The sequence below is a fragment of the Halomonas ramblicola genome (assembly GCF_030409215.1).
GTDB classification, from domain to species: Bacteria; Pseudomonadota; Gammaproteobacteria; order Pseudomonadales; family Halomonadaceae; genus Halomonas; species Halomonas ramblicola.
In genome coordinates this window covers 508,016-521,787 of record NZ_JAUFPL010000028.1, presented here as the reverse complement: position 1 = coordinate 521,787, position 13,772 = coordinate 508,016, and the positions used below count along the sequence as shown (strand labels likewise).

Annotated in this window: 11 protein-coding genes; 5 read left to right on the top strand and 6 right to left on the bottom strand. The window is 71.1% G+C overall.

Annotated elements, in window-relative coordinates:
- Positions 1-46 precede the first annotated feature (46 nt).
- The 3 genes from QWY80_RS13435 to QWY80_RS13425 form a co-directional block, all read right to left on the bottom strand.
- Positions 47-646 (bottom strand): hypothetical protein, encoded by a 600-nt coding sequence (locus QWY80_RS13435; protein ID WP_290232343.1) that lies wholly within the window; start codon positions 644-646, stop codon positions 47-49.
- Between the two features lie 198 nt (positions 647-844).
- Positions 845-2,137, bottom strand: coding sequence for a 4-aminobutyrate--2-oxoglutarate transaminase (gene gabT / locus QWY80_RS13430; RefSeq protein WP_290232341.1), 1,293 nt, complete (start codon positions 2,135-2,137; stop codon positions 845-847).
- A gap of 34 nt (positions 2,138-2,171) precedes the next feature.
- Positions 2,172-3,617 carry an NAD-dependent succinate-semialdehyde dehydrogenase gene (locus QWY80_RS13425; protein WP_290232339.1) on the bottom strand — a complete coding sequence of 482 codons (1,446 nt, stop codon included), beginning with the start codon at positions 3,615-3,617 and terminating at the stop codon, positions 2,172-2,174.
- A 197-nt stretch (positions 3,618-3,814) separates the two neighbouring features.
- Here QWY80_RS13425 and QWY80_RS13420 point away from each other — a divergent pair, with 197 nt between their 5' ends.
- Both QWY80_RS13420 and QWY80_RS13415 read left to right on the top strand, forming a co-directional pair.
- Positions 3,815-6,280, top strand: coding sequence for a DUF1266 domain-containing protein (locus QWY80_RS13420; protein ID WP_290232338.1), 2,466 nt, complete (start codon positions 3,815-3,817; stop codon positions 6,278-6,280).
- 348 nt (positions 6,281-6,628) lie between these two features.
- Positions 6,629-7,258 (top strand): C40 family peptidase, encoded by a 630-nt coding sequence (locus QWY80_RS13415; RefSeq protein WP_290232336.1) that lies wholly within the window; start codon positions 6,629-6,631, stop codon positions 7,256-7,258.
- On the opposite strand, the gene QWY80_RS13410 is transcribed toward QWY80_RS13415, so the two are convergent.
- Positions 7,259-8,146, bottom strand: a complete 888-nt coding sequence (locus QWY80_RS13410) for a LysR family transcriptional regulator (protein ID WP_290232334.1) — start codon at positions 8,144-8,146, stop codon at positions 7,259-7,261.
- Positions 8,147-8,252: 106 nt separating this feature from the next.
- Here QWY80_RS13410 and QWY80_RS13405 point away from each other — a divergent pair, with 106 nt between their 5' ends.
- Entirely contained in the window at positions 8,253-9,518 is a 1,266-nt protein-coding gene (locus QWY80_RS13405; RefSeq protein WP_290232332.1) for an MFS transporter, read from the top strand.
- Here QWY80_RS13405 and msrA read toward each other — a convergent pair.
- Positions 9,446-10,057, bottom strand: a complete 612-nt coding sequence (gene msrA / locus QWY80_RS13400) for a peptide-methionine (S)-S-oxide reductase MsrA (protein ID WP_290232330.1) — start codon at positions 10,055-10,057, stop codon at positions 9,446-9,448. The two genes, QWY80_RS13405 and msrA, sit on opposite strands and share 73 nt — an antisense overlap.
- A gap of 149 nt (positions 10,058-10,206) precedes the next feature.
- Here msrA and QWY80_RS13395 point away from each other — a divergent pair, with 149 nt between their 5' ends.
- Positions 10,207-12,435 carry a dihydrolipoyl dehydrogenase family protein gene (locus tag QWY80_RS13395; protein ID WP_290232327.1) on the top strand — a complete coding sequence of 743 codons (2,229 nt, stop codon included), beginning with the start codon at positions 10,207-10,209 and terminating at the stop codon, positions 12,433-12,435.
- Positions 12,435-13,067: a CDP-alcohol phosphatidyltransferase family protein gene (locus tag QWY80_RS13390; protein ID WP_290232326.1), complete on the top strand. Its 633-nt coding sequence runs from the start codon at positions 12,435-12,437 to the stop codon at positions 13,065-13,067. Before QWY80_RS13395 ends, QWY80_RS13390 begins: the two co-directional genes overlap by 1 nt.
- A 55-nt stretch (positions 13,068-13,122) precedes the next feature.
- On the opposite strand, the gene QWY80_RS13385 is transcribed toward QWY80_RS13390, so the two are convergent.
- Positions 13,123-13,605: an FKBP-type peptidyl-prolyl cis-trans isomerase gene (locus QWY80_RS13385; protein WP_290232324.1), complete on the bottom strand. Its 483-nt coding sequence runs from the start codon at positions 13,603-13,605 to the stop codon at positions 13,123-13,125.
- Between the last annotated feature and the right edge of the window lie 167 nt (positions 13,606-13,772).

Here is a 13,772-nt window from a genome sequence, read left to right as displayed (position 1 = left end):
GGCGCCGGGCGCCTGGCCTCACTGGTCGGGCGCCGGCGTGCGGGGCTCAGCGAGTCGTCGGCGGCAGGATGCGCCGGTAGCGGTCCAGGCGGCGATCCAGCCAGGCCCCATCGGGCGCGGTCGCCTCGCGTTCCCCCGGCACCCTGACCTCGAGCAGGAAGCACCCCGGCGGCGCCCGGCCATCGCCCAGCCGCCGGGCAAGGGCCTCGGGCAGTCGCTCCGGGCGGCGCCAGGTGAGGCGCAGGGCCTCCCGGTCGAGCAGGTACTGGAGACGGGAGGCGTCCCTGAGCACCGTGGCGGCGCCGTGCGCCAGGCCCTGGGAGAGGCTCTCCAGGGTACGGTAGGCCGGCGCCCCGGCGGCCCGGCAGGCGTGCGTCCCGGCGACGAAGCAGCGCTCCCGCGCCTCGGGATCCTCGGGCCAGCGGCCGCCGGCCAGGCGCGCCGGCGTGGCGGGGTAGGCGAGCAGCACGGCTTGCGCCGGGGTACCGTCGGCGAGTCGCACCGCCTCGGCGGCGATCAGGCCCTGGCGCATCTCGCCGCGCAGCCAGCGGTAGTCGCAGGCCAACTGGACGCGGGCCCTGGCCGCCTGGAGGGTGTCGCCGGCGCCCTGCAGGGAGCGCAGCAGGGAGAGGGTTCGCAGTATCACGGTGTCGCCTCGTGGTGGACGCCGCCATCTTCCCGGCTGGACAACGTCCTGGCAAGAGAGCCGGCTGCAACCCGGAGGGATGATGGCGAGGGGCGCCGGGGACAGGTCGAAGAGGGGGGCCTATGGCCGCTGATCCGCCCCCGACGAGCACCGCCCGGCGCGGGGCCGGGCGGTGGGATCGGTGTGGCGGGTACCCGATCAGGCGGTGGCGGGCTGGCCGACCAGCTCCTTGAGGCACGCCTCGATGATGCCGAGGCCCTCCTCGAGCACCTCGTCCTCGATGGTGACGGGCATCAGGAAGCGGATGGTGTTGCCGTAGAGGCCGCAGGAGAGCAGGATCAGCCCCTTCTCGCGGGCCTTCTTGCACAGCGCCGCGGCCAGGTCGGCATCCGGGGTGTGCTTGGCCTTGTCGGTGACCAGGTCGATGGCCGCCATGGCGCCCAGGTGGCGACCGTTGTCGACGCAGTCGAAGTCCTGCTGCCAGCGGGCGAAGCGCTGGGCCAGCTTGTCGCCCAGCGCCTGGCTCTGCTCGAGGATGCCTTCCTGCTCGAAGACCTCCAGCACGGCCAGGGTGGCGGCGCAGGAGACCGGGCTGCCGGTGTAGGTGCCGCCCAGGGAGTTGGGGCCGGAGGCGTCCATGTGCTTGTCGGTGCCCACCACGGCGGAGATCGGCATGCCGTCGGCCATGCTCTTGGCCATGGTGATGATGTCCGGTTCGACGCCGCTGTGCTCGATGGCGAACAGCTTGCCGGTACGCCCGAAGCCGGATTGCACCTCGTCGACGATCATCAGCATGCCGTGCTCGTCGCAGATCTCGCGGATCGCCTGGAGGAAGCTGGCCGGGGCGGCATAGAAGCCCCCCTCGCCGAGCACCGGCTCGAGCACGATGGCCGCGGTGTCGCGGGGATTGGCGTCGGTCTTGATCGCCATCTTCAGGCCGCGGATCGCCTCGTCCTCGCTGACGCCGTGGTAGGGCACCGGGTAGGGGGCACGGAAGACGTTGCCCGGCATGGAGCCGAAGTCCCCGGCGTAGGGGGCGACCTTGCCGTTCATGGCCATGGTCATGAAGGTGCGGCCGTGGTAGCCGCCGTCGAAGCAGATGACGTTGTTCTTGCCGGTGGCGGCGCGGGCGACCTTGACGGCGTTCTCCAGGGCCTCGGCGCCGGAGTTGGCCAGCATCACCTTGGCGTGGCCGCGCACCGGGGTGACCTGGCTGAGCTTCTCGGCCACCTTCACGTAGCCCTCGTAGGGCATCACGGTCTGGCAGGTGTGCATCACGCGGTCGAGCTGGGCCTTGACGGCTTCCACCACCTTGGGGTGGCGGTGGCCGATGTTGAGCACGCCGATGCCGCCGGCGAAGTCGATGATGCGGTTGCCGTCGGCGTCCCACACCAGCGCGTTCTCGGCGCGGGCGGCGAACTGGGTCGCGGGGCTGGCGGCGCCGTTGGCGACGTAGCGCTTTTTGAGTTCGTTCAGTTCAGCGTTGTTCATGATGCCTCCTGGTGGAAAAGCGGGCGGCGGTCGCTCACAGGCCGCCGACACACACGTATTTTAGTTCAGTGAACTCGTCCAGGCCGTGGTGCGAGCCCTCGCGGCCCAGGCCGGATTCCTTGACGCCGCCGAAGGGGGCCAGCTCGGTGGAGAGCAGGCCCTCGTTGACCGCCACCATGCCATACTCCAGGCCCTCCATAACATGCCAGATGCGGCGATAGTCGCGGGCGTAGAAGTAGGCGGCCAGGCCGAACTCGGTGGCGTTGGCCATGGCGATGGCCTGTTCGTCCGTCTCGAAGCGGAACACCGGGGCCAGCGGGCCGAAGGTCTCCTCGCGGGCCACGCGCATCGCGTCGCTGACGTCGGCGATCACCGTGGGCTCGAAGAAGGTGCCGCCCAGGGCGTGGGGCCTGCCGCCGCACACCAGGCGCCCGCCCTTCTCCAGGGCGTCGGCGATATGCGCCTCGACCTTCTCCACCGCGGCGGCGTTGATCAGCGGCCCCTGGACCACGCCCTCGTCCAGGCCGTTGCCCACCTTCAGTTCCGCCACCCGGGCGGCCAGCTTCTCGACGAAGGCATCGTAGACCCCGGCCTGGACCAGCAGGCGGTTGGTGCACACGCAGGTCTGGCCGGAGTTGCGGTACTTGGAGGCGATGGCGCCCTCCACCGCCGCATCCAGGTCGGCGTCGTCGAAGACGATGAAGGGGGCGTTGCCGCCTAGCTCCATGGAGGCCTTCTTGACCGTGCCGGCGCACTGGGCCAGCAGCGCCTTGCCCACCGGGGTGGAGCCGGTGAAGGAGATCTTGCGTACCCGCGGGTCGGTGGTGAGGACCTCGCCCACCGCGGCGGGGCGGCTGGCGGTGACCACGTTGATCGCCCCGGCGGGGAAGCCGGCCAGCTCGGCCAGCCGCACCGCCGCCAGGGCGGTGAGGGGCGTGGCCTCGGCGGGCTTGATCACCACCGGGCAGCCCGCGGCCAGCGCCGGGGCGCACTTACGGGTGATCATCGCCAGCGGGAAGTTCCATGGCGTGATGGCGGCCACCACCCCGATGGGTTCGCGGAACACCAGGATGCGCTTGTCGGCGCCGTGACCGGGCAGCGTCTCGCCGGCCATGCGCTTGGCCTCCTCGGCGTAGAACTCCACGAAGGCGGCGCCGTAGGCCACCTCGCCGCGTGACTCTGCCAGCGGCTTGCCCTGCTCCAGGGTCATCAGCCGGGCGAGGTCCTCCTGGTGGGCCATCAGCAGGTCGAACCAGCGGCGCAGCAGCCCGGCGCGCTCCTTGGCCGTCCGCCGGCGCCAGGCCGGCCAGGCGGCCTCGGCGGCGGCCACGGCGTCACGGGTAGCCTCGGCATCGAGGTCGGGCACCTCGGCCAGGGTCGCGCCGCTGGCCGGGTCGGTGACGGCGAAGCGCGTCTCGGCATCGCGCCATTCGCCGCCGATGTAGGCCTTGGGGATCAGGATGTCGGGCAGGTCGGCCATGGTTCCTCCGGGAATTGTTGGCATATTTTACGCAGTGTGCATTATTTCAAACGCCTCGCCAAGCCCGGGACCGTCGCGGCGAGTGTCAGCGAAAAGCGTCGTGACCCATCGGCGACGGCGGTGCTTTCCGCTACACTGGGGCGCCAAAAATCCGCCGGCCGCGTGCCGCCCTTATCGTCCCGATGGCGAGGTGTGCCTTGATCGATCCCCTGAACGCCTGGTGGGCCCAGCAGCTGGTGCTATGCGACTGGGCCTTCGACCCCGACCCGCTGAGCGTGGCGCCGGAGGCCGCCCGTGCCCGACTCGGGGCGCTGGACGTGGGCGATCGCGGCGAGCTGGGCTGGCGGTTGCTCGAGGCGCTGGGGCCCGGCGGTAGCGGCGCCGACCCGTCGCGACTGCTGGATGCCCTGGAGCTGGTGGCGCTGGCCGGTTCCGCCGGCTGGCTGGGCGAGGCCGAGGCCAGGGCCTGGGCCCACTGGCTGGCCGGCGAGATCGCCGCCCACCACCGCGATCTCGACGCCTGGCTCGAGGCGCTGCTGCGGGCGCGCAGCGCCGAGGGCTGGGTGCGGGGCGACGACGGCTTCGCCGAGGCCTGCGAGGTCCTGTCGGTGCTCGAGCACGAGGGCGACGGCGTCACCTGGGAGCGGCTCGGCGAGTGGCTGGCGGTGCATGACCGCCCCGATGCACCCTGGCCCGAGACGGGCGGGGCCCCCGCCTGGCGGCTGCGTGCCGGCTTCGCGCCGGTGGTGGCGGTGCCCGCCGGCGAGCACGACTGGGGCGGGCTCGCCGCCTGGCTCGACGAGGCGTGGCAGATCCGCGACCGGGACGACCTGGTGCGGGCGCTGCTGTGGCTGGGCGCCCAGGGCGACCGCCAGGGCTGGGACCTGGATGCCACCCGGCTGCTGGCCCTGGGGGCGGACGACCGCCGGGCCTGGCTGGCGGGGCTGGAGGGGCCCGAGCGCCGCTACGGTCGGGTACTGCTCGGCTTCGTCGAGCATGGCGAGCCGCTGGAGTGGGCGGCCTGGGACTGGTTGCGCCTGGTGGACCTGGCCTGGGCCGGCGCCTGTCTGGGCTGGCTCGACGCCGAGGAGGCCGAGGACTTCGCCCTGCACGCCACCGATCTGGTGCTGCATCGCTACAGCGATTGGGCGGCCCTGGCCCGCGCCTACCAGCGGGGGCGCAGCCTCTCCGAGGGACGCGACCTGCTGCCGGCCTGCGATGCCGACTGGGGGCTGCTGCTGCAGTCCCCGGTGAGCCCCTGGCGAACGCCCCTGCAGGGGCTGGTGGCGCCCGCCTTGCTGGAGCGTTCGCGCCGGGCGGTCCGCGTCTGGCGGTCCGCGCCGCGACACTGGGTACTGGCCCTGGCCTCGGTGCGTGAGCCGGAGCTGGCGGCCCGCCAGGGGCCGACCATGGCGGTGGCCGCGGCACGCCGCGAGGAGGCCCGCCACTACCTCGCCGAGACCCTGGACCTGCACCCGGAGGAGGGCGTGGAGGCGCTGGTGCGCTACTGGCTGCCGGCCCAGGCCCACCACCTCAACCAGCTGGCGGCGGATGCCGCCCACGGCGCCCTGCCGCCCGCCGAGACCCCCTTCGGGCGACCGGAGCCGGCGGCGCTGGCCATGCGCGACGGCCTGCGTCGCGCCAGCCGCCATGCGGCCACCATCCACATGGCCGAGAAGTACGCCTTCTACCTGCAGATGGCCATGGACAGCGAGGCCTTCGACGCCGAAGGCCTCGCCGGGCTGGCCGAGGCGCTACGCGGTTCGTTGTGCCGCTTCTATCCCGATGCTCGGCGGTTGCTGGAGGCCTGGGCCGAGTGGGATGGCCTGCTGCCCGAAGAGGGCCAGCCCCCGCTGACCGCCGAGATCCGCTGGCACGCCGAGGACCCCGGCAGCCTCTTCCACTGGCTGGATTGGCAGGGCGGCGAGTGGCAGGAGCCGGCAGCACGGCCCAGCCTGTCGCTGTTCACCGCCATGTCACTGGTGGGGCCGCTCAACAGCCCGCCCTGGAGCCTGCCGCACCGTGAGAGCGAACGCGAGGCGCAGGCGATCCGCGAATGGATCGACGGCCACTATGGCCTGCACTCGGCGGAGGAACTGGACGACTTCCTGGACTTCCTGCTCGAGGCTGGTGACCGCCAGGAGTACCAGATCAACTATGCGCCCTATACCCTCAACGCCGCACGTCTCGCCTCGGAGATCGCCACCCTGGAGAGCGGTGAGTGTCGCGACGAGGAACGCGACCATCTGCTGCGCCTGCAACGGGTGCGCGACAACGAGGACGGTTGCAACGACACCGACCTCGCCGCCTGGGACGCGGCCCAGGCGGTGGATCTGGCCATTGCCGCTCGTCAGCTGGGCTGGCTGGATGCGGCCGCCTTCGAGGCGGTGCTGGAGCGTGCCCATGCGCTGGCCGCCGCCCACTACTCGGGATGGGAGTCCTACGCCCGGGGGCTCTATGCCGGCTTCTCCTTCTTCATGGGCGAGACCCCGGAACGCGAGAGCTTCCTGGCCGGCCTGCGCCAGGCCCTGGTGGCCTGGCTCAGCGCCGCGCCGCCCCTGGCCGGCCCCTGGGCGAGCCTGGAGTTTCCCGGTGCGCGGCCCCGCCACTGGGCCCCCATGCACATCGACACCCTGCCGGGGGATTCGCGCCTGCTGCACTGAGTGTCGGGACCGTCGTAATTCGGTGTGCTTTCACACTGCAACTCAACGGCAATTTGCGCAGCACCTGAGATCGAGCGGGTTGTAGGGGGCCTCTTCGGCTTCTTCCCGGCGCCCCTCGCGATAGGCAGCTGCGATAGCCTGGGTAGCAGACTCGCCAGATAGCCAAGGTTGGTATATAGTCTGGCCGGTTGAAGGATCACGGCTCCACCTGTCGGGAGCCATCGCCACAGCGAGCCGCCGACAGGCCGCTCTGGCAGGGATACCGGGACCGCCGGTACCCCTGCCACAGCGAACGATCCGCCGCCGGCGCTGCGGTGGGAGCGGCTCAAGGATCGAGGACGCTGCGGGATGCCAGTCACGCCCTTGTGCCGTGCCCTGCCGGTTTTGCTGTTGCCGGCCCTGCTGGCCGGCTGTGCCTCCACCGCCCACGAGGCAGCCTCGCGGGACGCCGAGGCACCCTACTTTGCCCGCCAGCTGCCCGGCCTGCCCGGTGGCTGGGACCCGATGATGTCCCCCGTGGACAACCCCATCCTCGAGGCACGCAGCCTCGGCAACCCGCCGCCGGCGCTGGTGCGGCAGGCGCTGCTGGCCCAGCACGAGCGCTGGATGGGAACTCCCTACCGTCTGGGCGGCACCACCCAGGGCGGCATCGACTGCTCGGCGCTGGTGCAGAACGTCTTCGAGGAGACCTTCCGCCTGCGGCTGCCGCGCACCACCGGCGAACAGGTCCGGGAAGGCTCGCCCATCGCACGCACCGAGCTGGCGCCCGGCGACCTGGTGTTCTTCCGCCCGCCCGGCCCCTACGACCACGTGGGCATCTACCTGGGCGAGGGGCGCTTCCTGCACGCTTCCACCTCGCGTGGGGTGATGATCTCCGAACTCGATGACGGCTACTGGCGGCGCCACTACTGGCAGGCCCGCCGCACCCTGGAGCCCACCACCCTGGCGCAGCGTCTGCTGACCAGCGGCGAGGGCTGATCACAGCGCTTCGCGGTGCACCATCACATAGTCCACGAAGGCCTGCTCGGCGCGCGACAGGTAGGCGCCCGGGGCCCAGGCCAGCGACAGTTCGAGCCAGGCCGGCGGGTCGAAGGAGACCGCCTCCAGGCTCGGTTCGTCCACCACCCGGCGCAGGAAGGTGGTGATGCCGAAGCCCTGGCGGACGATCGCCTTGGTCAGCGGGATCAGGTTGGACTCGAAGGCCACGTCGGCCGTCAGGCCGGTGCGCCGCGAGAGGGCGTCGACGAACTCGCGGTGGAAGTAGCCGTCTTGGAAGAGCACCAGGGGCTCGCGGAAGAAGGCCTCGGGGCTCACGGCCTCGCGCCCGGCGAAGGGATGCTCCCGCGGCACGCAGACCACCATCTCCTCGCTCACCAGCGGGCGTCGCGCCAGGCGCTGGCTGGTGGCGTCGTCGATCACCACTCCCAAGTCCAGCTCGCCGTCGGCGATCATGCGCTGCAACCGGCGGGCGCCGGCCTCCACCACGGTGAGGCGGATGCCCGGGTGGCGCGCCTTGAAGCCCATCAGCAGCGGTGGGAAGTAGTAGGAACCCAGCATCGAGGGGATGCCGATGCGTACCTCGCCCTTGACCAGGCCGTGCAGCTCGCGCATGGCCAGGTGGGCCGCCTCGGCCTGGTCGAGCAGCGTCCGGGCATGGCCGCGCAGCGCCTCGCCCTCCGGGGTCAGGGTGATGCGGCGCTCGTGGCGGTGGAAGAGGGTGAGCTCCAGGCGCCGCTCCAGGTTGGCGACGGTCTGGCTCACCGCCGACTGGGCCAGGTGCAGTTCGCGGGCCGCGGCGCTGAAGCCGCCGTGTTCGGCGACGGCCAGGAAGACTCCCAGGGCGCGCAGGTCGAAGGGCAGGGCCATGGCGATACCTATCATCAGAAACGATGGACCGTATCATTTTATTCTGTTTGGCTGATCGTTGTCGCCCGCGCGATCATGCCGGCGAATCTCCCATCGCCGAGGCGTCATGATCCGCATCCGTACCCGCGCCTGGTGGCGTGCCACCCTGGCCCTGGGGTTGGGCTCCCTGCTGGTGTTCCTCAACCTCTATGCGCCCCAGCCACTGCTCCCCGAGCTGCGCGAGGCCTACGGCGTCTCGACCCTGGGCGTGGGCCTGGTGATGTCGCTGGCGACCCTGGCGCTGGCGGCCTCGCTGCTGGTGTTCGGGCCCTTGTCGGACGCCATCGGCCGGGACGCCATCATGCGTCTGACACTGCTGGCCGCAGGGCTGCTGTCGCTGGCCCTGGCGCTGGCGCCGAACTTCGAGACCCTGCTGGCGCTGCGCGCGCTGCAGGGCCTCGTACTGGGCGGGCTGCCGGCGGTGGCCATCGCCTGGATGGGCGACGAGTTCGAGCCGGACGCCATGCTCGCCGCCGTGGGCCTCTACATCGGTGCCAATACCCTGGGCGGGATCAGTGGCCGTGTGGTGGGCGGGGCGGTGAGCGAAGTGGCGGGCAGCTCGGCCAGCTTCCTGGCGGTGGGGCTGATCACCCTGGTCGGGGTGGCGCTGTTCTGGCGGCTGCTGCCGCCGGCCCGGGGTTTCGTGCCGCGGCGCTTCGAGCTGCGCGGTGCCCTCGCCGACCTGGCGGGACACCTGCGCACCCCGCCGCTGCTCGGGGCCTACCTGCTGGGTGGGCTCAACTTCCTGATCTTCATCAACCAGTACAGCTACGTCACCTTCCGCCTGGCGGAGGCGCCCTTCGGGCTGGGGGCGAGTCTGCTTGGCCTGATCTTCCTCACCTACCTGGGCGGTACCCTGGGCTCGTCACTGTCGGGTCGCCTGGCGCGTCGCCTTCCGCCGCCGGCCTGCATGATGCTGGGCATCGCTATCCTGATGGCGGGCACCCTGGCGACCCTGGTGGAGCACCTGACGGTGATCCTGCTGGGCCTGACCGTCAACGCCTTCGGCTTCTTCCTGGCCCACTCCATGGCCTCCGCCTGGGTGGGCCGCAACGCCCGGCGGGCGCGGGGCAGTGCCTCGGCGCTCTACTTGGTGTTCTACTACGTCGGGGCGAGCCTCGGCAGCTTCTGGCTGGAGCCCTTCTGGCGCCTCGGCGGCTGGCCGGGGGTGGCGCTGGGCTCCTGGCTGGTGCTGGGCGTCACCCTGGGCATCGCCGCCTGGCTCTGGCGCCGCGCACCCGCCGCCGGCCAGGGGGAGGCTCAGCCGAGTCCGCCGGCCTCGTCGCCCCAGACCTCTTCCAGGCGATCCGCACGGCCGCAGGCGGACTTGTAGAAGTTGTAGCGCACCGGGTTCTCGCGGTAGTAGTCCTGGTGGTAGTCCTCGGCCGGGTAGAAGGCCTCGAAATCGTCGATCTCGGTGGCGATCTCGCGGTCGAAGCGCTCCTCGAGCTCGGCCCGGGTGGCCTCGGCCAGCTCGCGCTCCTCGGCGTTCATGGGAAAGATCGCGCTGCGGTAGGAGTCGCCGGCGTCGCAGAACTGGCGGTTCTCGGCGAAGGGGTCGATGTTGCGCCAGAAGACGTGGAGCAGCCGTTCGTAGTCGACCACCTCGGGATCGTACTCCACCGCGACCACCTCGGCGTGGCCGGTGCCGCCGGCCACCACCTGTTCGTAGGTCGGGTCCTCGACATGGCCGCCGCTGAACCCGGAGGTGGTGGCGATGACGCCCTCCACGGGGTCGTAGGCCTCCTCCATGCACCAGAAGCAGCCGCCGGCGAAGACGGCGGTGGCGGTGTGGTCGTCGGCTTGGGCGGACAGGCCGGACAGGGCGAGCAGGAGCGCCCAGGGGAGGGCGGCGAGCTTGAAACCTGGCATGGGGCTTTCCTCGGGTCCGGATCTCTTCCTTGGAGGTTGTCCGCGTTTTCGGGTTCCGTATAACCTCTGTTTAATATCTGCGGTAAGGTAGGCGGGGCGGTGACGACAGAGGGGGAGCGCCCCACAGCCCACCCGACAAGGAGCTCGACGTGACCCGACGACGCCTGCTGCTGCTCGCCCTGATCGCCGCCCTGGTGGCCGCCTACTTCCTCAGCGGGGCCGACGAGGCCCTGAGCTTGCAGAATCTCCAGGCCGAGCAGGCCCGCTTCCAGGCCTGGCTGGCCGAGGACCCCTTGACGGTGATCGGCGGCTTCTTCGTCATCTATGTGGTGATGGCCGCCCTCTCCCTGCCCGGCGCCACCCTGCTCACCGTGCTGGGGGGTGCCCTGTTCGGCTTCTGGTGGGGGCTGCTGATCATCTCCTTTGCCAGCACCCTGGGGGCCACCCTGGCCACCCTGATCGGCCGTACCCTGCTGCGCGGGCCCCTGGAGCGACGCTTCGTCCGCCACCTCGAGCGCATCAACGCCGGCATCCGCCGCGAGGGCGCCTTCTACCTCTTCACCCTGCGGCTGATCCCGCTCTTTCCCTTCTTCGTGATCAACCTGGTGATGGGCCTGACGCGGATGCCCCTGTGGACCTTCTACTGGGTCAGCCAGCTGGGCATGCTGCCCGGCACGGCGGTGTTCGTGAACGCCGGGCGCGAGCTCGGCGAACTGGAGTCACTCTCCGGCATACTCTCGCCGGGGCTGATCGCCTCCTTCGTGCTGATCGGGCTCTTCCCCTGGCTGGCCCGGGCCCTGGTGGCCGTGGCCCGGCGCCGTCGCCTGGCGCAACGCTTCGCCCGGCCCCGTCGCTTCGACCACGATATCGTGGTGATCGGTGGCGGTTCGGCGGGGTTGGTGGCCAGCTATATCGCCGCGGCGGTGAAGGCGCGGGTGGCGCTGGTGGAGCGGGACCGCCTTGGCGGCGACTGCCTGAACACCGGCTGCGTGCCCTCCAAGGCGCTGATCCGGGCCGCGCGGCTGGTCGGGGAGGTCCGCGGGGCCGGCCGCTACGGGATTCGCAGCGCCGAGCCCGAGGTGGACTTCCCCGCGGTGATGGCCCATGTGCATCGGGCGATCCGCGAGGTCGAGCCCCACGACAGCCGCGAGCGGTATGAAGGCCTGGGCGTCGAGGTGGTTGCCGGCAACGCTCGCCTCGAGGATCCCTGGCGGGTGCGGGTCTCCGGCGAGACGGGCGAGCGGCTGCTGACCACCCGCCACGTGATCGTGGCCAGCGGGGCCCGGCCGCGGGTCCCGGACCTCCCGGGCCTCGACGAGATCGAGGTGCTCACCTCCGACAACCTCTGGCAACTGGAAACGCTCCCCGGTCGGCTGGTGGTGCTGGGTGGCGGGCCGATTGGCTGCGAGCTGGGCCAGGCGTTCGCCCGGCTGGGCAGTCGGGTGAGCCTGGTGGAAATGGGGGCGCAGTTGCTGCCCCGCGAGGACGCGGACGTCGCCCGGGCGCTGGCCGGACGCCTCGAGGTGGAGGGCGTGACGCTCTGGCTCGACTCCCGTGCCCTGCGCGTCGAGGCCGACGAGGCGGGGCATCGCCTGGTGGTGGAGCGACGTGATGCGGCGGGCGAGCCGCTCGCCGAGGCACTGCCCTTCGACCGGCTGCTGGTGGCGGTCGGCCGCGGGGCCGACGTCACGGGGCTGGGGCTCGAGGCGCTGGGCGTCGAGACCCGGCCCGACGGCACCCTGGCGGTGGACGAGACCCTGCAGAGCGTGCTGCCCAACGTCTGGGCCTGTGGCGACGTGGCCGGTCCCTTCCAGTTGACCCACGCCAGCGCCCATCAGGCGTGGCACGCTACGGTCAACGCCCTGTTCGGCGAGTTCAAGCGTTTCCGGGTCAGCTACCGCGCCCTGCCGGCGGTGACCTACACCGAGCCCGAGGTGGCGCGGGTGGGGCTCTCCGAACGGGAGGCACGCGACAGGGGCATCGAGGTCGAGGTGACCCGCTACTCGCTCGCCGACCTGGACCGCGCCATCACTGAGGGGCTCACCGAGGGGTTCGTCAAGGTGCTGACGGTGCCGGGCAAGGACCGCATCCTCGGCGCCAGCGTGGTGGGCCACAACGCCGGAGAACTGCTGGGTGAGTTCACCTTGGCCATCACTCACGGCATCGGTCTCAACAAGCTGCTGGGCACCGTGCATCCCTATCCGACCTGGTCCGAGGCGGCCAAGGCCACCGCCGGGGTGTGGAAGAATGCCCACAAGCCGGCACGCGTACTGGTCTGGCTGGAGCGCTACTTCCGCTGGCGCCGCGGCGTGGGCAGGGAGATGCCGCAGAAGACGAGCCGTGAGGATCGAGCCGCGCCGGGCGGGGAGGGCGGCTGATGCTGGATCGCTGGACCATGCCGCTGACCCAACGACCCTTGCGGTGGTTGGCCCGGGGACTGCTCCGGGCGGGCGTCGGTCCCGACTCGGTGACCGTCACGGCTTTCGCGGTGGGCATGCTGGCGCTGCCGTTGCTGGCCCTGGAGTGGTACCTGCCGGCGCTGGCGGCGATCCTGGCCAATCGCCTCGGCGACGGGGTGGACGGCGCCCTGGCTCGGCTCGCGGAGCGCGCCAGCGACGCCGGCGGCTTCCTCGACATCGGCCTGGACTTCGTCTTCTATGCCGCGGTGGTACTGGGCTTCGCGCTGGCCGACCCGGCGACCAACGCCCTGCCGGCGGCGCTGTTGTTGTTCGCCTTCATCGGCACCGGCACCTCCTTCCTGGCCTTCGCCATCATGGCCGGCCGCCACGGCCTGGAGCGCCCCGACTTCCCGCGCAAGGCCTTCTACTACCTGCACGGGTTGACCGAGGGCACCGAGACGGTGCTGGCCTTTGTGGCCTTCTGCCTGTGGCCGACGCACTTCCCCTGGCTGGCCAGCCTGTTCGCCGCGGCCTGCCTGGTGACCACCGCGACCCGGCTGTGGGGCGGCTATCGGAGTCTGAGGGGCGCCGCCGACGGCGAGTGCCCATAAAGAAAGGGGCAGCCCAGCGGCTGCCCCTCTCGTTCGACGGCGTTGATGGTCCGGCTCAGTGCTCGTGACCACCCTCGCCGTGCACATGACCGTGCTCGACCTCTTCCTGGCTGGCCTCGCGCACCGAGTCGATCTCGACGGCGAAGTTCAGGGTCTGACCGGCCAGCGGGTGGTTGCCGTCCACGGTGACGGTGTCGCCCTCGACCTTGGTCACGGTGACCATCAGCGGGCCGCCCTGGGTCTGGGCCTGGAACTGCATGCCCGGCTCGACGTTGTCGACGCCCTGGAAGGCGTCGCGCGGTACTTCCTGGACCAGTTGATCCTGCTTCTCGCCATAGCCCTCGGCGGGGGAGACGGTGGCGTTGAGCTTGTCGCCGGCTTCGCAGCCCTCAAGCTCCTTCTCGAGGCCCGGAATGATGTTGCCGGCGCCGTGGAGGTAGGTCAGCGGCTCGCGGCCTTCCGAGCTGTCCAGCACTTCACCTGCGTCGTTGGTCAGGGTGTAGTGGAACGCGACAACGGAATTCTGCGCAATCTGCATTGAAGAACCTTTCGGTGAGTGCATGTTCAAGACATGGTAACGCGTCCCGCGGGGCCCTGTCAGGGGGATGGACCATTTTCAGGATCGGGCCCGATATCCTGAGACGCGTTCACGCTTCGCGGGGCCCTGGGTCGGCGACCTTCGGATGGTTGCGTCCCTCGATGGCC